Source organism: Variovorax sp. PMC12, assembly GCF_003019815.1.
Lineage (GTDB): Bacteria > Pseudomonadota > Gammaproteobacteria > Burkholderiales > Burkholderiaceae_C > Variovorax.
The window spans coordinates 5,585,102-5,610,446 of the sequence record NZ_CP027773.1; the positions used below are offsets into that span (position 1 = coordinate 5,585,102).

Consider the following 25,345-nt stretch of genomic DNA (forward strand, 5'->3'; position numbering starts at 1 on the left):
ATCTGCCGCAGTGAAGCCCTCGTTGAAACGTATGTCGTCGATGCGCATCGTCCTGGCTGGCGCGGTTTTCCTCGCCGTCGCCGTGCTGGCGGGGGTGGTGTACGAGCAGCTCGGCCGCTACCGCGCAATGCGCGACTTTCCCCCGCCCGGCAGGATGGTCGACGTCGGCGGCGGGCGGCGCATTCAGCTCGACTGCCGCGGCAGCGGCTCGCCCACCGTGGTGTTCGAGGCGGGGCTGAGCATCGACGGCTCGCTGAGCTGGGCGCCGGTGCAGCCGCAGGTGGCCGCCCACACGCGCGCCTGCTCGTACAGCCGCGCGGGGCTGATGTGGAGCGACCCTTCGGACGCGCCCTACAGCGCCAGGCAGGTCGCGCAAGACCTGCATACGGCACTGGCCCGCGCGGGCGAGCGGGGGCCGTACGTGCTGGTGGGCCAGTCCATGGGCGGGCTCTACGCCATGAACTTCACGCAGCATTTCGGCGACGAGGTGGCGGGGCTGGTGCTGGTCGATCCCTCGGACCCGGACCAGGTGGCGCGGGTGGCGGCCTTCATGGTGGAAACGCGGTCGCTGCAGTCGCGCATCGGCGTGGCGCTGGCGTGGTCGGGGTTGTTGCGGGCTGCGGCCTCGGCGCTGCTCTCGCAGGCGCCGCACCAGACGGCGCACGACGCGCAGGCGGTTCGCGCCTTTGCGCCCAAGTCGATGCGCACCCAGCTTATGGAAGGCGATGCGATGGACGACACGCTTGCCGAGACGCGCGGCTTCAGGAACCTGGGCAACCGCCCGCTGGTAGTGCTGACGGCGATGGCGCCCTACACCGAAACCGAGCTGCGCGGCATGAAGATCACGCCCGCCCAGGGCACGCAGGTGCAGGCCATCTGGAAGCAGATGCATGCGGAAATGGCAGGCTGGTCTTCGCGCAGCGTGCACCGGCTGCTGCCGAATGCGGGGCACGACATCCAGTTCGACGACCCGCAGGCGGTGATCGATGCGGTGCTGTCGGTCGTCACCACCGTGCGGTCCGACCAGGGGGCCGCGCCGCACTGAAGCGTGGCGCTCCGGCCTGGCCTACCTGCCTGCCTACCAGCGAATCTTCACGCCCACGCTGCCGTTGATGCCGCTGCGCACACGGGTGTCGCCACCCGAAGACCACAGCTTGCCGAGCTCCGCATAGAGGCTCGTGCTCTGCGTGAGCTGCAGCGTGGCGCCGGTCGCCAGCTCGCTGCTGGTGCCGCCGGTGCGCGTGGCGATGGGCGTGCTGCCGGCCGGGCCGATGAAGTTCGCCACGTCGGTGCCGCTGCTGCTGCGGTACACGTTCACCCGGACATAAGGCTGCAGCCGGCCGGCGGACGTGTCGATCTCGCCCTTGAGCCGCACGCCCGCACGCGCGAGCCAGCCGTCGTGGTTGTTCTGCTGCACCAGCGCGCCGCTGATGCCGGTGTCGCCCAGGTTGAGCCGCTGGCGCACCAGCTGCAGCTGCGGCTCGATGACCCAGCCGTCCGCGATGGCGAAGGACTGGCCCACTTCCACGGACGCCAGCAGGCTGTTGCCCTTGCCGCTGCTCGAGAAGCCCAGCGTGGGCGAAGCGGTGTAGCGGTGGCGCCCGGCCTGCAGCACGCCGTCCACGTACAGGCCGCTGTCGTTCTTCCAGGTGGCATAGGCGCCCAGGTATTCGCTGCGCAGGTTGTTGGTGCCGGCCGCTGCGTTCTGCAGTCCGCCGACGAAGCCGTTCACGCGCATGTCGCCCTCGAGCTGGCCGACGTACACGCCCACGCGCCAGTTCGGGTCGGCCCACAGGTCGGTACCGGCCTGGAAGCCCGTGAGGCGCCCGCTGCTGTTGGGGCTGACCGTGCCGCTCTGGCCGATGGTGCGGTCGGTGCTGATGATGCGGCCCCAGGCCTGCCGGTAGCCCATCTCGGGCGTGGCGGTGTTGGTGCCCGAAAGGCCGGTGCCGGTGTCGTCACCCACGCGCTGGTGCAGGTTGGACAGCATCGCGAGGTTGGACTGGCGCAGCTGCTCCGGCAGCGCCGCGTACAGCGGTACTTCGGCGCGGTAGGTGGGTACGAGCACGCCACCCCCAGTGCCGCCCCCAGTGCCACCTCCGGTGCCGCCGCCCGTGCTGCCGGTTCCGCCGCCCGTGACGGGCGCGCCCGTGACCGGATCGACGGTCATGGTCGAGCGCAGATACCAGTTCTCACCCGCGCCGCTGGCGTCGGCCGCGTACAGGCGGTACTGGTAGGCGCCGGCGTCCACATGGCCGCCCGCGAGGTTGAAGGCGCTCTTGGTGGTCTGCGCGGTGGTCGTCGCGCCGTTCACGGCGCTGATCACCTCGATGCCGTTGCCGCTGGTGAGCGCGCCCAGGCCGCCCAGGTTGGTGATCTGCACGTTGGTGGTGCCGCTGGCAATGGCGGTGCTGCCGCTGAGGATCAGCCGGTCGGTCGCGCTGCTGTTGCCGCCCAGCGCCGTGCCCAGCCGCAGCGTGCCGCCGTTGCCCACCCACGGGCCGGTGACGGTGAGCGTGGTGCCGGGCGCGCTGCCCACCAGGGAGACCGTGCCGCTGTTGGCCACCGAGGCCACCGTCTGGCTGCGGCCCGCCAGGTCCAGCGTGGCGCCCGAGCCGACCGTGAAGGCGCTGGCGCTGCTGAAGGTGTTGGCCGCGCCGGCGGCCAGCGTGCCCGCCGATACGTTGGTGCTGCCGGCGTACGTGTTGGCGCCGCTCAGCGTCAGCGTGCCCGCGCCGCTCTTCACGAGGCCGCTGGCGCCCGAGATGGGGCCGGTCCAGCTCAGGTTGTTGCCGTTGGTGTTGATGGTGCCGGTGCCGCCGAGCAGCAGGGCGCTGCCCACGCTCAGGCCGTTGGCGCCGGCGATCACGCTGGCGGTGGCGCCGCTGTCGATGGCCACGGCGCCCGTCAGCGAGTTGCCGGTGTTCAAGGTCAGGCTGTTGGCGCCGCCGGTGAATTCGATGGCCGAAGCGCGCGTCACGCCGTCGCCGCCCAGACCGCCCGCGATGCTGCCGCTGTTGACGATGGCGATGTTCGCGCCCGCCACGCCCACGCCGCCCACGCCGTTGGCGCCGATCGCGCCGCCGTTGCTGTTGGCGCCGCCCGCGCCACCGGCGCCGCCGGTGATGCTGCCGCTGTTGGTGAGGGTTGCGCCGCTGCCGGAGGACCACACGCCGGCGCCGCCGTCGCCGCCGCCGCCCGGCGTGCCGGTGCCGCCAGCGCCGCCGCCGGCCGCACCGCCGGCGCCACCCGCGCCACCGGTGATCTGGCCGGTGTTGGTCATCAGCACGGTGCTGCCCGCGAGCGTGACGCCGTCGCCGCCGGCCCCGCCGCCGCCGCCCGAGGCGTTGGGGCGCGGCGTCGCCAGTTCGGAGCCGCCGGCGCCGCCCACGCCGCCGGCGATGGTGCCGGTGTTGCCGAACGCGAGCCCCGGCGTGGTGGCGTTCAGGTAGAAGCCGACGCCGCCGCTGCCGCCGCCGCCGGCCTGCGAGAACGCATTGCCGCCCGCGCCGCCTGCACCACCCGTCGACGAGCCGGTGGCCGTGTAGCTGCCGAGCGGGCCGTTGAGGATGGAGCCGTAGCCGCCCGCGCCGCCGCCGCCGGCCGCCCAGTAACCGTTGCCGCCCGCTCCGCCGTTGCCGCCGGTGTAGCTGTTGGACGTGGTGCCGACGTTGTTGCCGATCGTCGCGCCCTGGAAGCCGCCGCCGCCGCCCCCGCCGTAGCCGTTTCCGTTGTTGGCGTCGCCTGTCTGGGCCTGGCCGGCGCCGCCGTCCGCTCCCTGTATTACGCCGGGGCTGACGACCGTGCTGCCGTTGCCCGCCGCGCCGCCCGCGCCCGCCGTGGCACCGCCGGGGAAGTTGGTGGTGCTGGCGGCCGAGCCGGCCGTGACGCCGGAGGGCGTTGACGAGCCGCCGGTGCCCCCGGTCGCGTTGATCGTGGTGTCGTTCAGGCCGCCGTTGCCGCCGCTGCCGTTGCTGCCGCCGGAGCCGGCGTTCAGCGTCGGGTCGCCGACAGGCTGGCCGCCAGTGCCGCCCGCGGCCAGCACCGGCCCCGCTCCGAGGAGCAGTGCGGCGGCCACGGCCACGGCGCGCAGGTCGCCGCCCTTGGCGGACGACCGTGAATGGCCGCGCGAAGTTTCAGGCGCGGCCACCCAGGTACCGAGCGTTGGATTCCAGAGGGTGCGGAAAATCTTGTTCATGGCGTCTTTTCATTAGTGGCTTGTTGCGTGCAGGCGCCCGTATGCAGCAGCAAGCTCTTCCTCTTGCTCCTCCACACGCCGCGAATCTCAAACTTCAAGCCAAAAATGTAAGTACGCGTACAGGCTGGCGATATGCCTGAAAGGGGGTACCTGCCTGGAGCGCACCGACGCCCGAAAGGCGTGCTTCCAGACCCTGCGCAAGCCCTTGGGCGGGCTTGGCACCGAACTGCATCCACACGTAACCGATGTTTCTTGGTGGATGCAAAAGTATTCAGTTTGCCGTGGCCTCAGGCCGGGACCTTCTGCGCCGGCAAGGTTTGCAGCGGTGGCGTACCGGCCTTGAACATGCCCGCCAGCTGCTTGCGCAGTTCCGGCGTGTCGGTATGGCCGTGAACGGCCACGGCGTGCTGGACGGCGGCATCGAGCAATTCGCTCTCGGTGTCGGCCGAGAGCGCGACGCTGCAGTTCATCGTGCTCGGGTACTCGCGGCAGTCGATGTATTGGCGTGACATGGCAGCTCCTGGAATATGTCCTTGCGGACGGGCGGCTTGCTGGCCCCATGCCTGCCTATACTGAATTCGCGGCAAGGAGCCCGCGAGCATCCTGCGTCCCGATGCGAGCGGGCGCCATACGCAGCAATGCGTACCCGCCGTGAAAGGGGCATGCCATAACGCATCTGACGCGCAACGATTGCGCGAGCGCGCTTCGCCTGCTGGAGCAGCTCGAGTCCTGGCGTTCGCCCGTGCGTCATCACGGCACGGGCCACGGCAACGGCTGGCGCGAATTGCGTCGCGCCGAACTGCAGGCCGATTACTACCGGCGCGTGGGGCTGGAGCATGCGGTGGCGGTGGCCTTCCTGTACCGGCTGGCCTGCCGCGCGGAGGCGCCGTTGCCCGATGCGCCGCCTGTCGGCCTGACGCCCCGCGAGGGCGATGTCATGTACTGGCTCTCGCGCGGCAAGACCGACGCCGAGATCGCCGCCTTGCTGTCGATAAGCCCCCGCACCGTCCACAAGCACCTGGAGCATGTGTACGTGAAGCTGGGCGTGGAGACCCGGACGGCGGCCGTGATGCGCGCGCTCGCCATGGGCAGGAACCCATGACGAACAAAGGCTGCGCCGTCAGCGCGAGGCCACCGCCACCGGCGCATCCGCCGGCGACGCACTCCGGCCGATCATCCACGCGCACACCGCCGACACCACGCCCGCGAACAGCACGTACAGGCAGATCTGCCACGGCTCGCCGCCGCCGGACTTCAGCAGCGCGGTGGCAATGATGGGCGTGATGCCCGAGGCGAAGATGCCCGAGAACTGGTAGACGAAGCTGATGCCCGTGTAGCGGACCTTGGCGTCGAACAGGTCGCAGAACAGGGCAGCCTCCGGCCCGTACACCGACGCATACAGGATGCCGAAGGGCACGATGATCGACAGCCATATCAGCAGCACGTTGCCGCCGCTGTGCGTCATCAGCCAGAAGCCCGGGAACGCCGACACGGCGGTGATGAGCGAACCCCACATGTACACGCGCGGCCGCCCCAGCCGGTCCGACATGCGCCCGAAGAACGGAATGGCGAAGCACATCACCACCGCCGCGGCCATCACGCCCAGCAGCGCCTCGGTGCGGCTGATCTTGATGGTGCTGGTGAGGTAGTTGATGGAGAACACGCCGAAGATGTTGAAGAACACCCCGTCGATGTAGCGCGCGCCCATGCCCTTGAGCACGTTGCCGGGGTAGCGCCGGATCATGTCCATGAACGGAATGCGCAGCTCCGCGTTGCGCGCCTTCACGGCCGCGAACTCCGGCGTTTCCTTCACGTGCAGGCGGATGTACATGCCCACCATCACCATCACGCCCGAAATCAGGAAGGCGATGCGCCAGCCCCACGACAGGAACTGCTCGTCGGTCAGCAGCCACGACAGCAGCGCCACCACGCCCGAGGCCAGGCACAGGCCGATGGCCAGCCCGATCTGCGGCAGCGACGCATAGAAGCCGCGCTTTTCCTTCGGCGCGTATTCGTAAGCCATCAGCACCGCGCCGCCCCATTCGCCGCCCAGGCCGATGCCCTGCGCCACGCGCAGCAGCAACAGCAGCAGCGGCGCCGCGATGCCGATCTGCGCATAGGTGGGCACCAGCCCGATGAGGAAGGTGGCCACGCCCATGATCATCAGCGTGATGACGAGCATGCTCTTGCGGCCGATCTTGTCGCCGAAGTGGCCGAAGATCACGCCGCCCAGCGGCCGCGTGACGAAGCCCACCGCGAAGGTGGTGTACGCCAGCAAGGTCGACACCACCGGGTCGCTGCCCGGGAAGTAGAGCTTGTTGAATACGATGCCGGCCACCACGCCGTACAGGAAGAAGTCGTACCACTCGATGGTGGCGCCCACCAGCGCCGAAACCACCACCCTGCGAATCGCTTTCTCGTCGCTTGCGCTCATGTCGTTGTCTCCGATGAGGTTGTCGTGGCGGCCTCTGCGGGCCGTGGGTTTGCAAAAAACTCAGTGCGCGGCGGTTGCCGCTCTCACGTCCTCTCTGATCAGGTCGACGGCCTTCTCGGCCATCATCACGGCGGGTGCGTTGGTGTTGCCCGACACCAGCGTCGGCATTGCCGAGCAGTCGATCACGCGCAGCCCCGCCACGCCGTGCACCCGCAGCCGCGCGTCGACCACCGCGAGCGCGTCGCTGCCCATGCGGCAGGTGCCGGTGGGGTGGAAGATGGTGGCGCCGTTGTTGCGGCAGAACTCCAGCAGCCCGTCGTCGCTCGTGATGTCGGGGCCGGGCTTCACCTCGCGCTTCACGTAGGGCCGCATCGCGGGAGATTCGGCAATCGCGCGCGCCGCCCTCACGCCGGCCACGGTGGTGGCGCGGTCCAGTTCGGTGGCGAGGTAGTTGGGCTGCATCGAGGGCGGCTCGGCCGCGTCGGTCGAGCGGATGCGGATGTAGCCGCGCGACTCCGGCCGCAGCTGGCACACCGACATCGTGAAGCCGGAGTAGGGGTGCACCTTGCCGCCCGCCATGTCGGCCGACAGCGTGGCCACGTGGAACTGGATGTCGGGCGTGGCCGCCACGGGCCGGCCGTGCGCATCCTTCAGCGCGCGCATGAAGCAGCCGCCCTGGTTGATGCCCACGGCCAGCGGGCCGGTGCGGTGCAGCAGCCATTCCAGGCCCATGCCCATCTGGCCGAACCAGGAGTTGAGCTGGTCGTTGGTGGTGATGGGCTTGGTGCACTCGTAGCCCAGGCGGATCTGCAGATGGTCCTGCAGGTTCTCGCCCACGCCCGGCAGCTCGCGCACCACCGCAATGCCGAAGCGGTCGAGCAGTGCGCGCGGGCCGATGCCCGAGAGCTGCAGCAGCTGCGGCGACTGGATCGACCCCGCCGACAGCAGCACCTCGGCGCGGCAGCGCGCGGTCTTGAGCACGTGGTCTTGCCGGTAGGTGATGCCGACGGCGCGGCGCCCCTCGAACACCAGCTTGTCCGCCAGCGCGCCGGTCTCGATGCGCAGGTTGGGCCGCCGCTTCACGGCCGGCGTCAGGTAGGCCTTGGCCGTGCTGCAGCGCCAGCCCTTGTGCGTGGTCAGCTGGTAGTAGCCGGCGCCTTCCTGCGCGGCGCCGTTGAAGTCGCCGGTGCGCGGCACGCCGGTCTGCTGCGCGCCGTCGATGAAGGCTTCGATCAGCTCGTGCCTGGCCGCGATGTCCGACACCTTCAGCGGCCCGTTGCCGCCGTGGAAGGCGTCGGCGCCGCGCTGGTTGCCTTCGGACTTGATGAAGTAGGGCAGCACGTCGTCGTAGCCCCAGCCGGGGTTGCCGAGCGCTGCCCAGTGGTCGTAGTCCTCGCGCTGGCCGCGGATGTAGATCAGCCCGTTGATCGAGCTGGAGCCGCCCAGCGTCTTGCCGCGCGGCCAGTAGATGCGCCGGCCGTTCATGTTCGGGTCCGCATCGGTCTCGAAGCGCCAGTTGTAGGTGGGGCTCCACATGGTCTTGCCGTAGCCGATGGGCAGGTGGATCCACAGCGACCGGTCGGCCGGCCCCGCCTCGAGCAGCAGCACGCGGGTGGCCGGGTCTTCGCTCAGCCGGGCGGCCAGCACGCAGCCGGCGGAACCGGCGCCGACGACGATGTAGTCGAACGCTTCTTCAGACATGCAATGGGCGCCTGTTGCTTCGGTGGAGTGGAACAATCGCTTCGCTCGGCCGCATCCTAGGCCAATGATTTTCGGAACGCAACGTTCCATTTTTAAGGTTTACCCGCATGCCCCGTCCAGCGCGCCCGTCCGCCGCAGTGGTTTCCATCGAGGAGCCGGAGTCCGCATCCGCCTCCGGTTCGTCGGCCGAACGCAGCCTGCGCCTGCTGGCGCTGCTGGCCAACGAGGGCAGGGCGCTCACGCTCGCCGACCTGGCCGCGCAGCTGGGCCTGCCCAAGGGCACCGCGCACCGCATCTGCACGCAGCTGCTGGCCGGCGGGTTCCTGGCGCGCGACGTGGACGAGCGCTCGTTCAGCGTCGGCCCCGCGCTGCGCAAGCTGGCCTTCGACACGCTGAACCACGGCGTGGTGCGCGGACTGCGCCACGAAGTGCTGTCGGCACTGGTGCGCGAGGTCGGCGAGACCTGCAACCTCACCACGCTCGACGGCGCGCAGGTGCTCTACCTCGACCGCGTGGAAGCGCAATGGCCGCTGCGGCTGACGCTCGACGTGGGCTCGCACGTGCCGCTGCACTGCACCGCCAGCGGCAAGCTGTTCCTCGCGCAGATGCCGAAGAAAGAACGCGACGCGCTCATCGACAACCTGCCGCTGGAGCGCATGACCGCCAACTCCATCACCGGCGCTGGGGCGCTGCGCGCCGAGTGCGACGCCATCGCCAAACAGGGATATTCGTGCGACCGCGAGGAGTTCATTGCCGGCCTGGTGGCGGTGGCCGTGCCGGTGCGCGACGCGCAGGGCGCGGTGCGCGCCGCGCTGGCGGTGCATGCGCCCACCGCGCGGATGTCGATGGACGATGCACTCGAGCGCATCGACGCGCTCAAGGCTGCCGCCGCAAAGATGACCGCGCTGCTCTGAAACCTGCCGGCTCCGCCGTGCCGGCGGCTTCGGAATCCGCCATGACGCCAAAGGGAACACACGCATGCTGAACGTCGCCGAGACCATCCGCAACTACAACGCCGGCCGCGACCCCGAGCGCCTGGCGATGAAATACGCCAACCTGCGCACCAACCCCTTCGTGTTCCTGCGCGGGACCTGCCACCTGTTCTACGAGCGCCTGCCCCAGGACGCGCTGTTCGCCGGCAAGGCGCCCGCCGGCTGGGTGTGCGGCGATGCGCACCTGGAGAACTTCGGCAGCTACAAGGGCGACAACCGCCTCGTGTACTTCGACCTCAACGACTTCGACGAAGCCGCGCTGGCGCCCGTCACCTGGGATCTGGTGCGTTTCCTGTCGAGCATCCTCGTCGCCGGCGACGGCCTCTGCGCCACCACCGATGACGCCGATGCGCTGTGCAACACCGCGCTCGACGCGTACGTCGGTGCGCTGCAGTCGGGCAAGGCGCGCTGGGTGGACCGTGACAACGCCGGCGGCCTGATCGGCCAACTGCTCGACACCCTCAAGGCGCGCACCAGGCCGGCCTTCCTGGACAAGCGCACCGACCGCAAGGGCCACGGGCGCGTCATTCGCATCGACGGCAAGCGTGCGCTTGCCGCCACCGATGCGCAGCGCGACCGCGTGACGAAGCTGGTCGGCGCCTACGCCGCGACGCAGGACAAGCCCGGGTTCTTCAAGGTGCTCGACGTGGCAAGGCGCATCGCCGGCACCGGCAGCCTGGGCGTGGAGCGCTACATCGTGCTGGTCGAAGGCAAGGGCTCGCCCGACGGCAACTACCTGCTCGACCTGAAGGAGGCGCTACCTTCATCGCTCGTGCCCCGCCTGAAGCTCGCGCAACCCGCCTGGCCTTCGCAGGCGCACCGCGTGGTGGGACTGCAGCGCCGCATGCAGGCCGTGTCGATGGCCTTCCTGCAGCCCATCGCCGGCCCCGGGCCGAATGCTGCCGCCTCCTACGTGCTGCGCGGCCTGCAGCCCAGCGAAGACCGCGTGAGCCTTGACGTGAAGCGAACCTCGCCCGACCAGATCCGCGGCGTCACCGACGAAATGGGGCAGCTCATGGCATGGGCGCAGCTGCGCAGTTCGGGCCGCCAGGGCTCGGCCACCGCCGATGCGCTCATCGACTTCGGCGGCTCGGCCAAGTCTTGGCGCAAGGACCTGATGGCGGCTGCGCACCAGTGCGCGGCGCAGGTGGTGAAAGACTGGGAGGATTACTGCGGGGCTTATGACGCGGGGGCGATGGGACCGTCACGGTAGTGCCAACAGGCATTGGTAGCCGAATGGCCCAGCGCCCTGGCCTGACTGAGCCTTTGTTCCACTACAAACGAGGGTTGGGCCGCTGCTGATGACTCAGGAGCGGCCCAACATCTATGCAACCCGAGTCCAGATTCTCCTTGATTTGCTATCCAAACATCCCCTGCCACCACAGGTGCGTCCTTCAGGGCCTCTTTAATTCCGTTTTTAACGATATCTAAGTATTTTTTTATTACTTCTCCCTTTTAAAAATCTATTGCAGGCAATCGTCCCGAACGAGATAAATACCGAGCCTGGAATTTATTGATAATAATTCTTGGAGGGGAATAATCATGAAGGGTGTTGATGTAGGACAAGCCACAAGAATGATTTTCGACTCCCGATTTTTTTCAATGGCACTGGCAACTTCTTTCGGGGATTGAGAACTCATGGATTGATACTTATAGTTTGATGAGTCTATGTACACTCTGCCTTCGGAATTTGTCAATCCACAAGATTGCAAAAGTAAAAGTGAAAAAAGAAGTGGTAGTGATTTAATTTTCATATTTCGCAGTTTGCTAGATCTGTGGGGCTTTTTCATTCAATTTTTCAATTTTCCTTTCGTGCTATTTGTGCAATTAAATATATCGCGTAATTACTCTCATTGCATTTGAGCCGAATGGCGATTTTTAAAGAATTCTTTTACTCCTTGAAAGCAAAGTAGGGCGCACGCAATTGAGGGCAATATCATCCGGCTTTCTTTTTGAATCGAAACACTTGCAGATCTGGTGATGAGGATGAGTTCGCCTGTCCAGTGCGCGGCGAAGACTTCCAGGGGTTCGATGACCGGGCGGCCGTTGGAGGCTGACGGGTCTTGCAGCAGGACGCGTTGAGCGTTGCATTGGGCAAGGATGACGAAGCGTTCCTGACCGGACTCGTCCCGCAAAACGGCCAACGCCGGCAGCGGTGTCAGGGACAGGCGATCCAGTGTGGTGCGGGAGGACTTGGCCTTCAGGCCCAGGTGCTTGGCTGCGCCCAGCAGCGTGGCGGTGTCGACAGCCTCAGTGGATGCAAGGCCCAGTTGATGGGCCAGCAATAACGCATCGGCTGCAATCTGGTGAAAGCGTGCGATCGTGCACAGCGCGATGAGCGACGGATGCGCTGCACCTCCAGCGTCAGGTGCTTCTTGTGGGCGCGCGCGCTCCTCCGCGTGCGGCTGCACGCTTGCATCCACCATTCCCATGGCACTCCCTGATCAACTTATTTTGTGTCATGAAGATAGCCGATTGGAGGACTGCACAAAGGAGACGCCCTACGGAGCACCTGTGCATTAACAATTAGATGGGCTTTGATAATTTCAGGTGCAAAGGCGAGAGACAAGGATGTGGGCTCGATGGCAAGCGTGCGCCTCAGCTCCTTGTATGGGTGAAGATGATCAAGAAGCCAACCCAACCACCGACCGCACCACACTCACCGCCGCCAACCCGATCAGCAGATTCAGCACATGCTTCCTGAACTGCTCCGGCGACACGCCCTCGAACGAGCGCTGTCCCCACCAGATGCCTGCAAGCATCGCCGGTGCCAGCCACAGCGCCCACTTCAGCGTGTCCGGCCCCAGCAGGTTGCCGGATGCATGCGCCGATGACGGCATCAGCGCCGCGCAGACCAGCGACACCACGTCGCTGAACAGCAGCAGCGCGATCAGCGTGGCGCGCAATCTGGCCGGCGCCATCTTCGCGGTACTCAGCAGAACGGCGATGGCGATGCCGCCGATGGCCGCGACGCCGTTGATGAAGCCCGACGCCAGCCCCGCCGACAAGCGCACGCCGCGTGTCGGCACGAGGGTGGCGCGCGCGCCGGCGCGCAGCAGCAAGGCGGCCGACATCAGCAGCGCGCCGATCAGCAGCCGCAGCGGCGTCTCCGGCAGCCACGCGAGCAGCGCCACGCCGATGGGAATGCAGATGAGGTTGCCCAGCATCAGCCAACTGAGCCACGGCATGTCGATGTCGCGCGCGATGCCGCGCAGCTGGCTCAGGCTCGCCAGTATCTCGAGCATGAAGATCGCGGGCACCACCAGCGCGGGCGACACCACCAGCGACATGCCCGCCACCGTGATGGCCGAGAAGCCGAAGCCCGCGAAGCCGCGCACGATGCCGGCCGCGAACACCACGCACAGGCTGTAGGCCAGCGTGGCCGGTGCCAGTGGTGGCACCAGGAGCGCGGACACGATGGCCGACATTGAGTCCATGAGACCGTAACGCGTCAGCGGCGGTGGCGGCCGGCCATCAACCCGATCACCTCGCGAAAGATGGTGTTGCCGCTGCTGCCGGCCAGGTCGAGCACATGGCTGCGGCTGTAGCAGGGGCTCAGATCGAGGCCCACGCCGATGCCTGCAATGGCGATGTCGCCGCGCTGCTCCTGGCGCGCGACCACGTCTCGCAGGTGGTGGTCGAGGTAGTGCGCGTCGTTGGCCAGGTGCGTGGCGCTGTCCATCGGCGAGCCGTCGGAAATCACCAGCAGCAGCTTGCGCGCCTCGCCGCGCTGGCGCAGCCGCGTGCAGGCCCAGTCGACCGCCTCGCCGTCGATGCCTTCGCGGAACAGGTCGGCCTTCAGCAGCGCGGCCATTGCGGGGCGCGCGCGGCGCCACGGTGTGCCGGCGGCCTTGAAGACGAGGTGGCTGCGCTCGTTGAGGCGGCCGGGGTGGGGCGGCCGGCCGGCACGCACCCATTCGCGCTGTGGCCGACCGCCGTTCCATGCGCCGGTGGTGAAGCCCAGCACTTCGCTGGCCACGCCGGCCTGTTCGAGTGCGCGTGCGAACACGTCGACCATCATCGCGACCGATTCGGCATGCTCCTTCATCGAGCCCGAGCAGTCGATGAGGAAAGTGACGATGCAGTCGGCCAGCGGCTCCATGCGCTCGGTGCGGAACAGGCGGCGCTCGGTGGGCGATGCGACGAGCTGCGCGAGCCGGCGCCCGTCGATGAGGCCTTCTTCCTGCCCGCCGTCCCAGCCGTCGCGCTCCGGCTCTGCCAGCAGGGCGCGCAGCTCTCGCGCGAGGCGGGCGATGTTCACGCCCTGCGCGGCGATGCGGCGGTCGAGCTTTTCCCGGTGCTGCGCGAGCACTTCCTTGCGCGCGAGCGTGGCGGCGTCGTGTTCGCGGTCGTAGGCCGTGGTGAAGACGCGGTAGGCGCCGCCGGCGTCGTCGAGCACCGCGCTGCGGCCCGACTCGGCGGTGGTGAAGCGCTCCACGATCTCCTGGTCCATGTCGGCCACGAGGCTGAACACGCTGCGCTTGTCGTCCACATGCGGATCGCGCGCGGCGCCGCTGCCTTCCTCGCCGGCCTCGTGCAGCATCGCGGCCACGGTGCGCGCGATGGCGAGGGCATGCACCGCATAGGCGGCCTGGTGGTCGCGGTCTCTGCGCAGGCCCGCCAGCGCATGGCCGATCAGCGGCGCAAGCGCGAAGCGCGTGGCTTCGAGCATGTCCTCTGTTTCTTCCACCACCTGCTGGCCGCTCACGCGGGCGCGGCAGATCTGCGCCACGGCGTACAGCAGCAGGCCGCGCGCGGTGTCGGTCAGCCCCGAGTGATGGAAGGCCAGCGACCATTGCTCATGCCGGTGCCGCAGGTTGCGGCGCATGCCGGCCATGGCGTCGGGCGCGAGCGCCTCGGCGCGGAACTGCTCCAGCATTTCGAACAGCATGCGTTCGACCGGCTCCTGTGGCTGCAGTGTTGCATGCAGCGCCGCATCCGACACGGTGAGCCGCAGCGCGAGCCCGTCGGCCACGCCGCGGAACGAAGCAAAGTCGTCGGTGTCGGGCGAAGGATGCAGGTGCGGCGCGAACCACGGCAGCGCGACGCGGCCACGGTGCAGCCGCCGTCCGCGAAAGTGCAGGTCGCGCTCGCCGCTGAAGGCGCGCACCACGCCCGCGCAAAGCTCCGCGACCTGCTCCTCCTGCCGCACGCGGCGCTGCATCGCGCTCGCGGGCTCGGGGCTCATTCGCGCGGACCTGCGCAGAGCTGGTGCGACTCCTTCAGCTCGCGGTCGAAGCAGCGCTGGAAGTATTCGGCCACCAGCGGCCGTTCGGCGTCGTCGCACTTGTTGACGAAGGAGAGACGGAATGCGAGCGCCGGGTCCTTGAAGATCTCGATGTTCTCGGCCCAGGTGATGACGGTGCGCGGCGACATCAGCGTCGACAGGTCGCCGGCCGCAAAGCCTTTGCGCGTGAGGTCGGCCACGGCCACCATCGACGCGACCAGCTTCGTGCCCGCCTCGCCGGCCAGCGAAGGCACGCGCGCCTGCACGATGGCGATTTCTTCTTCGGCCAGCAGGTAGTTGAGCGAGGCCACGATGTTCCAGCGGTCGATCTGCGCATGGTTGAGCCGCTGCGCGCCGTGGTACAGGCCGTTGAGGTTGCCCAGGCCCACCGTGTTGGCGGTGGCGAACAGGCGGAAGAAGGGGTGCGGCCGCAGCACCTTGTTCTGGTCCATGAGCGTGAACTTGCCGTCGCGCTCCAGGATGCGCTGGATGACGAACATCACGTCGGGCCGGCCGGCGTCGTACTCGTCGAAGATCAGCGCCACCGGCCGCTGCAGCGCCCAGGGCACGATGCCTTCCTGGAACTCGGTGACCTGCTTGCCCTCGCGCAGCACCACCGCGTCCTTGCCGACGAGGTCGAGCCGGCTGATGTGGCCGTCGAGGTTCAGGCGCACGCAGGGCCAGTTCAGGCGCGCCGCCACCTGCTCGATGTGGGTGGACTTGCCGGTGCCGTGCAGCCCCTGCACCATCACGCGCCGGTCGCGCGTGAAGCCGGCGAGGATGGCCAGCGTCACGTCGGGGTTGAAGCGGTAGACGGCATCGACCTCGGGCACGTGATCGTCACGTTCGCTGAAGGCGGGCACCTGCAGATCGGTGTCGATGCCGAACACCTCGCGCACGCTGAGCATCCGGTCGGGGCGAAGGTCGGCGGTGTCGGTCACGTTGGGCTTTCTGGAAAGAAGAAAGGTCAGGCCTGCGCGCGGTCGGAGAACGCCGCGCCTGCATCGATGCGGCTCAGTGCCTTGGCTGCACGCTGCATTGCCGGCAGCAGCGTCTTCGCCTTGGCCGCATCGAGCCGCATCACCGGCGCCTGCACCGCGATGCAGAGGTTGGATGGCGCGTCGTCGCCGGAAGGCACCAGCGTGGCGATGCACAGCAGGCCGGGCAGGAATTCTTCGTGGTCGATGGCATAGCCGTCCTTGCGGATGCGCTGCACTTCCTTTTCCAGCGCCTCCGGGTCGGTCAGCGTCCTGGGCGTGTACGGCTCCAGCGGTGCGTTCGACAGCAGCCGGCGGCGCTGCGCCGCGCTCATCTGCGACAGGAAGATCTTGCCGCTGGCCGAGCAGTGCACCGGCACGCGCGAACCCGAGTGCAGGTAGAAGCGCAGCGGCGCGGCGGTTTCCACGCGGTCGAGGTACACCACCTCGCTGCCCGACAGCGCCGTGAGGTTGCAGCTTTCGCCGATTTCTTCCACCAGCTGGCGCAGCACCGTGTGGCGCGCGCCGTGCAGGCTGTCGTTGAGCAGCAGGTTCTCGGCCAGCCGCCGCAGCCGCGTGCCGATGCCGTAGTGCCGGCCGTCGCCTTCGCGCTGCAGCAGCCCCGCGCCCTCGAGCTGCTGGAGCATGCGGTGCAGCGTGGGCTTGGGCAGGCCGGTTTCTTCCACCAGGCCCTGCAGCGAGTAGCGCTGGTCTTTCGCGGCCATGACTTCGAGCAGCGCGAACAGGCGCATGGTGGGTGTGTCGCCCGCCGTTTCGGCGGCTTCCACGGGGAGCCCTTTGACGATCTTCATGGGGCGGATCATAGATGTTTTAAAAAAAAAGAGACAAGGCGTACCGATTTTTGTAAATTGTTTGACGCCGTGCCGATGCCGTCCTATATTCCGCCGGAATGAATTCCGGAACAAGTCGTTCCGACTTTTTGGGTGCAAACCACCGCCCATCATCCTTTCAGGAGACGCCTTCCATGAGCCAGAAGCCAGCCGCAGCCCCCACCCGCGAAGCCGTCAAGGGCGTGCAGAAGATGACGCCCTCCGAGGCCTTCGTCGAGACCATGGTCGCCAACGGCGTGACCGACATCTTCGGCATCATGGGCTCGGCCTTCATGGATGCGATGGACATCTTCGCGCCCGCCGGTATCCGGCTGATTCCGGTGGTGCACGAGCAGGGCGGCGCCCACATGGCCGACGGCTATGCGCGCGTGTCGGGCCGCCACGGCCTGGTCATCGGCCAGAACGGCCCCGGCATCAGCAACTGCGTGACGGCCGTTGCCGCGGCCTACTGGGCGCACAGCCCGGTGGTGATGATCACGCCCGAGACCGGCACCATGGGCATGGGCCTCGGCGGCTTCCAGGAAGCCAACCAGCTGCCGATGTTCCAGGAGTTCACCAAGTACCAGGGCCACGTCAACAACCCCAAGCGCATGGCCGAGTACACGGCGCGCTGCTTCGACCGCGCCATCTCCGAGATGGGCCCGACGCAGCTCAACATTCCGCGCGACTACTTCTATGGCGAGATCCAGTGCGAGATCCCGAAGCCGATGCGCGTGGAGCGCGGCGCGGGCGGAGAGAACAGCCTGAACGCGGCGGTCGAGCTGCTGGCCTCGGCCAGGTTCCCTGTGATCCTCTCGGGCGGCGGCGTGGTCATGGGCGATGCGGTGGAAGAGTGCAAGGCCCTGGCGGAGCGCCTGGGCGCGCCGGTGGCCAACGGATACCTGCGCAACGACTCCTTCCCCGCGAGCCATCCGCTGTGGGCCGGCCCGCTGGGCTACCAGGGCTCCAAGGCGGCGATGAAGCTCATCGCGCAAGCCGACGTGGTGCTGGCTCTGGGCTCGCGCATGGGTCCCTTCGGCACGCTGCCGCAGCACGGCATGGACTACTGGCCGAAGGACGCGAAGATCATCCAGGTCGAGGCCGACCACACCAACCTGGGCCTGGTGAAGAAGATCACCGTCGGCATCCACGGCGACGCCAAGGCCACGGCCAAGGAACTGCTCAAGCGCCTGCAGGGCAAGACGCTGGCCTGCGACGCCACCAAGGCCGAGCGCGCCGAAAAGATCAAGGCCGAAAAGGCCGCGTGGGAAAAGGAACTCGACGAGTGGACCCACGAGCGCGACCAGTTCAGCCTCGACGCCATCGAGGAAGCCAAGGGCGAGAAGACGCCCACCGGCGGCAGCTACCTGCACCCGCGCCAGGTGCTGCGCGAGCTTGAGAAGGCCATGCCGCCGCGCGTGATGGTCTCCACCGACATCGGCAACATCAACGCCATTGCCAACAGCTACCTGCGCTTCGAGGAGCCGCGCAGCTTCTTCGCGCCGATGAGCTTCGGCAACTGCGGCTACTCGCTGCCCACCATGATCGGCGCCAAGTGCGCCGCACCCGACCGCCCGGCCGTGGCCTATGCCGGCGACGGCGCCTGGGGCATGAGCATGGTGGAAATCATGACGGCGGTGCGCCATGACATTCCGGTGACGGCCGTGGTGTTCCACAACCGCCAGTGGGGCGCCGAGAAGAAGAACCAGGTCGACTTCTACAACCGCCGCTTCGTGGCCGGCGAGCTTGAAAGCGAGAGCTTCGCGGGCATCGCCAAGGCCATGGGCGCCGAAGGCATCGTGGTCGACAAGCTCGAAGACGTGGGCCCGGCGCTGAAGAAGGCCATCGACATGCAGATGAACGAAGGCAAGACCTGCGTCATCGAGATCATGTGCACCCGCGAGCTGGGCGACCCCTTCCGCCGCGACGCGCTGTCCAAGCCGGTACGATTCCTCGACAAGTACAAGGACTACGTCTGAAGAACCCATGACCGATTCGCTGCTGACGCTCAACGCGGGCTCGTCGTCCATCAAGGTCGCATTGTTCGATGCGGCACATCGGGGCGGCGGCGATGCGTTGCCGTCGGCGCGCTGGTCGGGCCAGGCGGACGGTCTGGGCGCGGGCCTGCAGGCGCGGCTGCGCATTCGCGATGCACAGGGCAAGACGCTGCTCGACGAGCCGCTCGATGGCGCACGCGCCTCGCACCAGGGCGCGCTGGCCGCGCTGCTCGAATGGCATGCGCAGCAAGGCGAGGGCGGGCGCATCGCGGCGGTGGGGCACCGCATCGTGCATGGCGGCACGGACTTCGTGGCGCCGGTGCGCGTCGACGCGGCATTGCTCGATGCACTCGCCAAGCTGGAGCCTTTGGCGCCACTGCACCAGCCGCACAACCTGGCGGGCGTGCGCGCGGCCATGGCCGCCTTCGAGGGCGTGCCGCAGGTGGCGTGCTTCGACACGGCCTTCCATGCGGTGCAGCCGGAGGTCAACCGGCGCTTTGCGTTGCCGCGCGAGTTGCACGACGCTGGCGTGCGGCGCTACGGCTTCCACGGCCTCTCGTATGAATCGATCGTTGCGCAGTTCGCGGGCATCGCGCCCGAGTTGGCGCAGCGGCGCGTGATCGTCGCGCACCTGGGCAATGGCGCGTCGATGTGCGGCATGGTCAACGGCCGCTCGGTCGCGACGACCATGACCTTCTCTCCGCTGGACGGCCTGACCATGGGCACGCGCTGCGGCCGCATCGACGCGGCCGTGGTGCCCTACCTGATGCGATCGCGCGGCATGTCGGCCGACGCGGTCGAGAAGCTGCTGTTCCGCGAATCGGGCTTGCTGGGGCTGTCGGGCGTGTCGAGCGACATGCGTGCGCTGCAGGCTTCGGCAGAGCCGGCGGCTGCCGAGGCGATCGCGCATTTCGTGGAGCAGGTGGTGCAGCACATGGGCATGCTGGCGGGCGCCTTGCGCGGCGTGGATGCCATCGTGTTCACCGGAGGCATCGGCGAGAACGACGCGCCGCTGCGCCAACGCATGCTCGAAGACTGCGCCTGGCTGGGCGTGCAGATGGATGCAGCCGCCAACCGGGACGGCGCTGCGCGGCTCACCATGGCCGGCAGCCCTGTGAGCGCCTGGGTGCTGCGCACCGACGAAGAAGCGGTGATCGCGCGCCACACGGCGCGCGTGCTGCACATGGGCTGAGCGCGGGCTGAGCGCTCAGCGCGCGGCGGCGCTGGTGGCCATGCGCGGCACCGTGGCGCCGCAGTGGCGCAGGAAGTCGGCGGTTGCGCCGCCCAGCAGCTTGTCGCGGTGCATCACTGTCGCCAGCTTGCGCACGCCGGCCGGCAGCCGCGTGCGCAGTTCGACCAGGTGCCCGTCTTCCAGCGCCTGCGCCACGGTGTAGCGCGACAGGCAGGCCAGGCCGGTGCCCGTGGCCACCACGCGCTTGATGGCCTCGGTGCTCCCCAGTTCGAAGCCCACGTTCACCTGCTCCAGGTTCTGGATCAGCCAGGCATCGGTGACCTGCCGCGTGCCCGAGCCGTGCTCGCGCAGCACCCAGGTGGCCTGCGACAGCTGCTTGTGCGTGGCCACGCGGCCGGCCAGTGCATGGCCCGGCGCAGCCACGATCACCAGTTCGTCGCTGCGCCATGCGCGCACCACCAGGTCGGGGTGGGTCTGCGGGCCTTCGATGAAACCCACGTCGACGTCGAAGCCCGCCACCGCCTCGATCACGTCGCGCGTGTTGGCGATGTGCAGCCGCACCTGGCTCTGTGGGTGCAATGCGGTCCATTGCGACATGCGCTCGGGCAGCAGGTATTCGCCGATGGTGAAGCTCGCCGCCACGCGCAACGGCGCCGCATGCTCGGCGCTGAAGAGGGCCTGCACCTCGCCCGCCTGGTCGAGAAGCGCCTGCGCTTTGGGCAGCAGGGCGCGGCCGTTCTCGTTGAGCACCAGCCGGCGGCCGATGCGGTCGAACAGCAGCACGCCGACCGAGGTTTCCAGGTCGGCCAGCGCGCTGCTCGCGGCCGACTGCGAACGCGCAATGCGGTCTGCCGCCGCACGGGTGCTGCCGCCGCGCGCGGTGGCCACGAACACCTCCAGCTGCCGCAGGTTCAGGCGCAGGCGCTGCGCCGAAAGTTGATCTGTTTTTCCGGTCATGGTGAGAGATATTCTGCGCTTTTCCGATTGATCGGGTGTGCCTAACATCGGCTGCGCCACGCCTGAAAACAAAGGACCGACAGTGTTCAGTTTCCTGTCCCGCGAGCCCGTGCACGACCCGCTGTCGGCGCCCACTCCCACGGCCGACACCACGGTCAAGACCACCACCTGCTACATGTGCGCCTGCCGCTGCGGCATCCGCGTGCATCTGCGCGAGGGCGAGAAGGGCCCGGAGGTGCGCTACATCGACGGCAACCCGGACCATCCGCTGAACCAGGGCGTGATCTGCGCCAAGGGTTCGTCGGGGATCATGAAGCAGGTGTCGCCCGCGCGCATCACGCAGCCGCTGTTGCGCAAGGCCGGCAGCGAGCGCGGGGCGGCCGAGTTCGAGCCCATCAGCTGGGAGCGCGCCTACGACCTGCTGACCGAGCGCCTCGCGAAGATCCGCGCCACCGACCCGAAGAAGTTCGCGCTGTTCACCGGGCGCGACCAGATGCAGGCGCTCACCGGCCTGTTCGCGCGCCAGTTCGGCACGCCCAACTATGCGGCGCACGGCGGCTTCTGCTCGGTCAACATGGCCGCGGGGATGATCTACACCATCGGCGGCAGCTTCTGGGAGTTCGGCGGCCCCGACCTGGAGCGCGCCAAGCTGTTCGTGATGATCGGCACCGCCGAAGACCATCACAGCAACCCGATGAAGATCGCGATCAGCAAGTTCAAGCGCTCGGGCGGGCGCTTCATCTCGATCAACCCGGTGCGCACCGGCTATTCGGCCATTGCCGACGAGTGGATCCCCATCAAGCCGGGAACCGACGGCGCGCTGTTCATGGCGCTGCTGCACGAGCTGATCGCAAGCGAACTCGTGGACCATGCCTTCCTCAAGCGCTTCACCAATGCGCCGCAGCTCGTGGTGCTCGACGACTGCGAGCGGCAGGGCCTCTTCGCCTTCGACCCCGACCCGCAACGCGGCCCGCCCGGCGACGGACGCAATCCGCACAACAAGCTGGTGTGGGACAAGGCCAGCGGCAGCGTGAAGAACGCGTACCCCGAAGGAATCGAGGAAGGCTGCGACCCGGCGCTCGAAGGGCACTACACGCTGGCCGACGGCACGCGCGTGGCGCCGTCGTTCCAGCTGCTGCGCGATCGCGTCGCCGCCTGCACGCCCGAGTGGGCGCAGGCCATCACCGGCATCGACGCGGCGCGCATCCGCAAGCTGGCGCGCGAGATGGGCGAGACCGCGCTCAAGCAGGCCTTCGAGCTGCCGATTCCGTGGACCGACGCCTGGGGCAAGAAGCACCCGACCACGCAGGCGCGGCCGGTGGCCTTCCATGCAATGCGCGGGCTGGCGGCGCACTCCAACGGTTTCCAGACGGTGCGCGCGCTGGCGGTGCTGATGAGCGTGCTCGGCACCATCGACGCGCCCGGCGGCTTCCGGCACAAGGCGCCGTATCCGCGCCACATCGTGCCCAACTACCGGGCCTTCAACGACCCCGGCATGATCCAGCCGAACACGCCGCTCAATGCGGCTCCGCTGGGCTTTCCGGCCGGCCCGGACGAGCTGGCCATCAACCCCGACGGCTCGCCGATACGCATCGACCATGCCTTCTCGTGGGAGCACCCGCTGTCGGCGCACGGGCTCATGCACAACGTGATCACCAACGCGGCCAAGGGCGACCCCTACCGCATCGACACGCTGCTGATCTTCATGGCCAACATGGCCTGGAATTCGAGCATGAACACCATGGCCGTGCGCGAGATGCTCAACCGCAAGGACGAGAAGGGCGAGCACATGATCCCGTTCCTGGTGGTGTGCGACGCCTTCCAGAGCGAGACCGTGGCCTTCGCCGACCTGGTGCTGCCCGACACCACGTACCTCGAGCGGCACGACGTGATGGGCATGCTCGACCGGCCGATCTCGGAGTTCGACGGGCCGGTCGATTCGGTGCGCGTGCCGGTGGTGCCGCCGACGGGCGAGTGCAGGCCGTTCCAGGAGGTGCTGATCGAGCTGGCTTCGCGGCTGAAGTTTCCGGCCTTCACCACGCCGGAGGGCGGGCGCAAGTACACGGGCTACCCGGACTTCGTCGTCAACTTCGAGCCGCAGCCGGGTATCGGCTTTCTCATGGGCTGGCGCGGCAAGGACGGCACCGAGCACCTGCGCGGCGCGCCCAACCCCAAGCAGTGGGAGGCCTATGCGCAGAACAACTGCGTGTTCCAGTACCACATGCCCGAGACCATGCACTACATGCGCAACTGGAACCGGGAGTATCTGGACTTTGCGAAAGACAAGGGCTGGCGCCAGCGCAACGACCCGGTGCAGCTGGCGCTGTATTCCGACACCCTGCAGAGCTTCAGGCTCGCGGCGCAGGGCAAGAGCCCGGGGCGGCAACCGCCCGATGCATTGCGCGAGCGCATCGACAAATACTTCGACCCGCTGCCGTTCTGGTATCCGCCGCTCGAAGAAGCGGCGACCGACCTGGCCGCCTATCCGCTCAACGCGCTCACGCAGCGGCCGATGGCGATGTACCACTCGTGGGACTCGCAGAACGCGTGGCTGCGGCAGATCCACAGCCACAACTACCTGCACGTGAATCCGCTGACCGCGCAGGCGGCGGGCATTGCGGACGGCGGCTGGTGCTGGGTCGAGAGCCGGTGGGGCCAGGTGCGCTGCATGCTGCGCTACAGCGAGGCGGTGGAGCCGGGCACGGTGTGGACCTGGAACGCCATCGGCAAGGCCGACGGCGCATGGCAACTGGCACCGGGAGCCGACGAGGCGCGCAAGGGCTTCCTGCTGAACCACCTGATCAGCGAGGAACTGCCCTGCGCAGGCACCGCGAGCGGGACCATCAGCAATTCGGATCCGATCACCGGGCAGGCGGGGTGGTACGACGTGCGGGTGCGCATACGGCCGGCGGAGCCCGGCGAGCCCGAGGAGAGCTATCCGCAGGTTGCGAGCATGCCGGTGGTGCCCGGGGTGCTGGGGAAGGCGGCGAGTGTGTTGACGTACTTTGCGGGGAGGGGGAAGAAATGATGCAGTGGCTCAAGGATCTGCTGTCCCCCGTGTCGCTCCCTCCCCCTCTGGGGGAGGGCGGGGGTGGGGGCATCGGCGTTGGAGCTGGAAGCCTTGTTGCATCGAAGGCCGGCGTGCCCCCACCCCGACCCTCCCCCAGAGGGGGAGGGAGCAATGCAACCCAGCGCGCAGAGCAGGGCGAAACCCTCGCCAAGCAACTCGCCCTCGTCATCGACCTCAACGTCTGCGTCGGCTGCCACGCCTGCGTCACCTCCTGCAAGCAATGGAACACCTCCGGCAGCGCGGGCCCGCTGGCCGATGAACGCCCCTATGCCGCCAACCCCACCGGCACCTTCTTCAACCGCGTGCAGACCTACGAGGCCGGCGCCTTTCCCGTCACCGAGACCATCCATTTCCCCAAGAGCTGCCTGCACTGCGAAGACCCGCCGTGCGTTCCGGTGTGCCCCACGGGCGCGAGCTACAAGCGCAAGGAAGACGGCATCGTGCTGGTCGACTACGACAAGTGCATCGGCTGCAAGTACTGCGCATGGGCCTGCCCCTACGGCGCGCGCGAGCTCGACGAAGAGCGCCAGGTCATGACCAAGTGCACGCTGTGCGTGGACCGCATCTACGACGAGCAGTTGCCCAAGGAAGACCGCAAGCCGGCCTGCGTGAAGGCATGCCCGACCGGCGCGCGTATCTTCGGCGACGTGAAGGACCCGGACTCTGAAGTGTCGAAGGCCATCCGCGAGCGCGGCGGCTACCAGCTGATGCCCGAGTGGGAGACCAGCCCGGCCAACCAGTACCTGCCCAGGCACATCACGCAGCCGGCGGACGCGAAGGAGTAGCCGCATGCATCCCGCGTTCTCGATTCTTTTCTTCACCACGCTGGCCGGCGCCGCGCAGGGGCTGGTGTTCGCGCTGGCGCTGGCGGTGCTGTTCGGCCTGGAACTGGCGCCGGGCTTCCTGGGCATTGCGCTGGGCGTGGCCGAGGTGCTGCTGGTGGCGGGCCTTGCCGCATCGTTCATGCACCTGGGCCGCAAGACGCGCGCATGGCGGGCGGTGCTGATGTGGCGCACTTCGTGGATGTCGCGCGAGGTCATCGTGCTGCCGGTGTTCATCGCGCTGGTGGCGTCGTGGTGGCTGTCGCTGCGGCTGGGCGCCGGCGCGCCGTGGTCGTGGCTGTTGCCGCTGCTGGTGCTGTGCGGCGCGATGCTGCTCTGGTACTGCACCGCGATGATCTACGCCTGCCTGCGCTTCATCGAGGAATGGGCGCATCCGCTGACGGTGCTCAACTTCACGCTGATCGGGCTGTCTTCGGGGCTGGTGCTGGCATGCGCGATGGCGGCCCTGAGCGGCGAGGCGCGCTTCGTGCAGGTGTTCGGGCCATGGGCGCTCGTCGCCACGCTGGCCGCCTGGGCCGCGCGCGGCGGCGCCTTGCGGCGCAACGCGCGCCTGCGCCACAAGTCGACCTTGCAGTCGGCCACGGGCATCCGCGCGCAGAAGCTGGTGCAGAAGTCCATGGGCATGTCGGCCGGGTCGTTCAACACGCGGGAGTTCTTCCATGGCGTGTCGCTCGCGGCGCTCGGGAACATGAAGCTCGGTTTTCTGCTGCTGGCCTTCGTGCTGCCCGCGTTGCTGGCGGCATGGGGCGTCGCGAGCGCGTCGGTGCTGCCGTGGCTGCTGGCGGTCGCCGTGCAGGCGCCGGGCCTGCTGGCCGAGCGCTGGTTTTTCTTCGCGCAGGCCAGACATCCGCAGAACCTCTATTACCAGGTCGTTTCCTAGGCTTGTTGCTGTTTGCGCCACGGGTCATCGGCGCGTCATGCACGGATG

19 protein-coding genes are annotated in these 25,345 nt (G+C 68.1%); 9 read left to right on the top strand and 10 right to left on the bottom strand.

From position 1 onward, the window contains the following. The first annotated feature begins 40 nt into the window (after positions 1 to 40). Positions 41 to 1,045, top strand: a complete 1,005-nt coding sequence (locus C4F17_RS26200; RefSeq protein WP_106937716.1) for an alpha/beta fold hydrolase — start codon at positions 41 to 43, stop codon at positions 1,043 to 1,045. 33 nt (positions 1,046 to 1,078) lie between these two features. On the opposite strand, the gene C4F17_RS26205 is transcribed toward C4F17_RS26200, so the two are convergent. Both C4F17_RS26205 and C4F17_RS26210 read right to left on the bottom strand, forming a co-directional pair. Beyond that, on the bottom strand, positions 1,079 to 4,198 hold the full coding sequence (locus C4F17_RS26205) for an autotransporter outer membrane beta-barrel domain-containing protein (RefSeq protein WP_106937186.1): 3,120 nt from the start codon (positions 4,196 to 4,198) through the stop codon (positions 1,079 to 1,081). A gap of 287 nt (positions 4,199 to 4,485) precedes the next feature. Next, positions 4,486 to 4,710, bottom strand: coding sequence for a DUF1059 domain-containing protein (locus C4F17_RS26210; RefSeq protein ID WP_106937187.1), 225 nt, complete (start codon positions 4,708 to 4,710; stop codon positions 4,486 to 4,488). A 230-nt stretch (positions 4,711 to 4,940) separates the two neighbouring features. Here C4F17_RS26210 and C4F17_RS33755 point away from each other — a divergent pair, with 230 nt between their 5' ends. Continuing rightward, positions 4,941 to 5,300 (top strand): response regulator transcription factor, encoded by a 360-nt coding sequence (locus C4F17_RS33755; RefSeq protein WP_325001412.1) that lies wholly within the window; start codon positions 4,941 to 4,943, stop codon positions 5,298 to 5,300. Positions 5,301 to 5,318: 18 nt separating this feature from the next. Here the strand turns inward: C4F17_RS33755 and C4F17_RS26220 are convergent, their stop codons facing one another. Both C4F17_RS26220 and C4F17_RS26225 read right to left on the bottom strand, forming a co-directional pair. Further along, on the bottom strand, positions 5,319 to 6,632 hold the full coding sequence (locus C4F17_RS26220; protein ID WP_081271705.1) for an MFS transporter: 1,314 nt from the start codon (positions 6,630 to 6,632) through the stop codon (positions 5,319 to 5,321). Positions 6,633 to 6,692: 60 nt separating this feature from the next. Beyond that, positions 6,693 to 8,333 (bottom strand): GMC family oxidoreductase, encoded by a 1,641-nt coding sequence (locus C4F17_RS26225; protein WP_106937189.1) that lies wholly within the window; start codon positions 8,331 to 8,333, stop codon positions 6,693 to 6,695. 107 nt (positions 8,334 to 8,440) lie between these two features. Here C4F17_RS26225 and C4F17_RS26230 point away from each other — a divergent pair, with 107 nt between their 5' ends. Both C4F17_RS26230 and C4F17_RS26235 read left to right on the top strand, forming a co-directional pair. Further along, entirely contained in the window at positions 8,441 to 9,247 is an 807-nt protein-coding gene (locus tag C4F17_RS26230) for an IclR family transcriptional regulator (protein ID WP_081271707.1), read from the top strand. Between the two features lie 64 nt (positions 9,248 to 9,311). Then, complete coding sequence (locus C4F17_RS26235) at positions 9,312 to 10,538, top strand: DUF2252 domain-containing protein (protein WP_106937190.1); 1,227 nt, start codon at positions 9,312 to 9,314, stop codon at positions 10,536 to 10,538. 637 nt (positions 10,539 to 11,175) lie between these two features. On the opposite strand, the gene C4F17_RS26240 is transcribed toward C4F17_RS26235, so the two are convergent. The 5 genes from C4F17_RS26240 to C4F17_RS26260 all read right to left on the bottom strand — a co-directional run bounded on the left by C4F17_RS26240 (position 11,176) and on the right by C4F17_RS26260 (position 16,353). Next, positions 11,176 to 11,751: a cysteine peptidase family C39 domain-containing protein gene (locus C4F17_RS26240; RefSeq protein WP_106937717.1), complete on the bottom strand. Its 576-nt coding sequence runs from the start codon at positions 11,749 to 11,751 to the stop codon at positions 11,176 to 11,178. A gap of 198 nt (positions 11,752 to 11,949) precedes the next feature. Continuing rightward, positions 11,950 to 12,762, bottom strand: a complete 813-nt coding sequence (locus tag C4F17_RS26245; protein WP_234382401.1) for a sulfite exporter TauE/SafE family protein — start codon at positions 12,760 to 12,762, stop codon at positions 11,950 to 11,952. 14 nt (positions 12,763 to 12,776) lie between these two features. Beyond that, entirely contained in the window at positions 12,777 to 14,513 is a 1,737-nt protein-coding gene (locus C4F17_RS26250; RefSeq protein ID WP_106937192.1) for a cobaltochelatase CobT-related protein, read from the bottom strand. After that, positions 14,510 to 15,493 carry an AAA family ATPase gene (locus C4F17_RS26255; protein WP_106937193.1) on the bottom strand — a complete coding sequence of 328 codons (984 nt, stop codon included), beginning with the start codon at positions 15,491 to 15,493 and terminating at the stop codon, positions 14,510 to 14,512. The genes C4F17_RS26250 and C4F17_RS26255 overlap by 4 nt, the downstream gene beginning before the upstream one ends. A gap of 26 nt (positions 15,494 to 15,519) precedes the next feature. Next, positions 15,520 to 16,353, bottom strand: coding sequence for an IclR family transcriptional regulator (locus C4F17_RS26260; protein ID WP_106937194.1), 834 nt, complete (start codon positions 16,351 to 16,353; stop codon positions 15,520 to 15,522). Between the two features lie 161 nt (positions 16,354 to 16,514). On the opposite strand from C4F17_RS26260, the gene xsc reads away from it, so the two are divergent. After that, positions 16,515 to 18,338: a sulfoacetaldehyde acetyltransferase gene (gene xsc, locus C4F17_RS26265; RefSeq protein WP_106937195.1), complete on the top strand. Its 1,824-nt coding sequence runs from the start codon at positions 16,515 to 16,517 to the stop codon at positions 18,336 to 18,338. Between the two features lie 7 nt (positions 18,339 to 18,345). Beyond that, positions 18,346 to 19,548 carry an acetate/propionate family kinase gene (locus C4F17_RS26270; RefSeq protein ID WP_106937196.1) on the top strand — a complete coding sequence of 401 codons (1,203 nt, stop codon included), beginning with the start codon at positions 18,346 to 18,348 and terminating at the stop codon, positions 19,546 to 19,548. A 15-nt stretch (positions 19,549 to 19,563) separates the two neighbouring features. Here C4F17_RS26270 and C4F17_RS26275 read toward each other — a convergent pair whose 3' ends face one another. Beyond that, entirely contained in the window at positions 19,564 to 20,505 is a 942-nt protein-coding gene (locus C4F17_RS26275) for a LysR family transcriptional regulator (RefSeq protein WP_106937197.1), read from the bottom strand. 82 nt (positions 20,506 to 20,587) lie between these two features. Here C4F17_RS26275 and C4F17_RS26280 point away from each other — a divergent pair, with 82 nt between their 5' ends. From C4F17_RS26280 to C4F17_RS26290, 3 genes are read left to right on the top strand one after another with little or no spacing between them, the layout of a single operon-like run. Then, positions 20,588 to 23,533 (top strand): molybdopterin oxidoreductase family protein, encoded by a 2,946-nt coding sequence (locus C4F17_RS26280; protein WP_106937198.1) that lies wholly within the window; start codon positions 20,588 to 20,590, stop codon positions 23,531 to 23,533. Further along, a complete protein-coding gene (locus C4F17_RS26285; protein WP_325001419.1) occupies positions 23,530 to 24,360 on the top strand; it encodes a 4Fe-4S dicluster domain-containing protein in 831 nt (276 codons plus the stop codon). Before C4F17_RS26280 ends, C4F17_RS26285 begins: the two co-directional genes overlap by 4 nt. A gap of 4 nt (positions 24,361 to 24,364) precedes the next feature. After that, on the top strand, positions 24,365 to 25,297 hold the full coding sequence (locus C4F17_RS26290; RefSeq protein ID WP_106937199.1) for a dimethyl sulfoxide reductase anchor subunit family protein: 933 nt from the start codon (positions 24,365 to 24,367) through the stop codon (positions 25,295 to 25,297). Positions 25,298 to 25,345 lie beyond the last annotated feature (48 nt).

What these genes read in the sequence shown, in the direction of transcription:
- xsc (WP_106937195.1), top strand. Translation starts at nt 16,515, where the DNA reads ATGAGCCAGAAGCCAGCCGCAGCCCCCACCCGCGAAGCCGTCAAGGGC.
- C4F17_RS26285 (WP_325001419.1), top strand. Translation starts at nt 23,530, where the DNA reads ATGATGCAGTGGCTCAAGGATCTGCTGTCCCCCGTGTCGCTCCCTCCC.
- C4F17_RS26230 (WP_081271707.1), top strand. Translation starts at nt 8,441, where the DNA reads ATGCCCCGTCCAGCGCGCCCGTCCGCCGCAGTGGTTTCCATCGAGGAG.
- C4F17_RS26275 (WP_106937197.1), bottom strand. Translation starts at nt 20,505, where the DNA reads ATGACCGGAAAAACAGATCAACTTTCGGCGCAGCGCCTGCGCCTGAAC.
- C4F17_RS26225 (WP_106937189.1), bottom strand. Translation starts at nt 8,333, where the DNA reads ATGTCTGAAGAAGCGTTCGACTACATCGTCGTCGGCGCCGGTTCCGCC.
- C4F17_RS26245 (WP_234382401.1), bottom strand. Translation starts at nt 12,762, where the DNA reads ATGGACTCAATGTCGGCCATCGTGTCCGCGCTCCTGGTGCCACCACTG.
- C4F17_RS26210 (WP_106937187.1), bottom strand. Translation starts at nt 4,710, where the DNA reads ATGTCACGCCAATACATCGACTGCCGCGAGTACCCGAGCACGATGAAC.
- C4F17_RS26220 (WP_081271705.1), bottom strand. Translation starts at nt 6,632, where the DNA reads ATGAGCGCAAGCGACGAGAAAGCGATTCGCAGGGTGGTGGTTTCGGCG.
- C4F17_RS26260 (WP_106937194.1), bottom strand. Translation starts at nt 16,353, where the DNA reads ATGATCCGCCCCATGAAGATCGTCAAAGGGCTCCCCGTGGAAGCCGCC.
- C4F17_RS26250 (WP_106937192.1), bottom strand. Translation starts at nt 14,513, where the DNA reads ATGAGCCCCGAGCCCGCGAGCGCGATGCAGCGCCGCGTGCGGCAGGAG.
- C4F17_RS26270 (WP_106937196.1), top strand. Translation starts at nt 18,346, where the DNA reads ATGACCGATTCGCTGCTGACGCTCAACGCGGGCTCGTCGTCCATCAAG.
- C4F17_RS26235 (WP_106937190.1), top strand. Translation starts at nt 9,312, where the DNA reads ATGCTGAACGTCGCCGAGACCATCCGCAACTACAACGCCGGCCGCGAC.
- C4F17_RS26290 (WP_106937199.1), top strand. Translation starts at nt 24,365, where the DNA reads ATGCATCCCGCGTTCTCGATTCTTTTCTTCACCACGCTGGCCGGCGCC.
- C4F17_RS26200 (WP_106937716.1), top strand. Translation starts at nt 41, where the DNA reads ATGCGCATCGTCCTGGCTGGCGCGGTTTTCCTCGCCGTCGCCGTGCTG.
- C4F17_RS26205 (WP_106937186.1), bottom strand. Translation starts at nt 4,198, where the DNA reads ATGAACAAGATTTTCCGCACCCTCTGGAATCCAACGCTCGGTACCTGG.
- C4F17_RS26240 (WP_106937717.1), bottom strand. Translation starts at nt 11,751, where the DNA reads ATGGTGGATGCAAGCGTGCAGCCGCACGCGGAGGAGCGCGCGCGCCCA.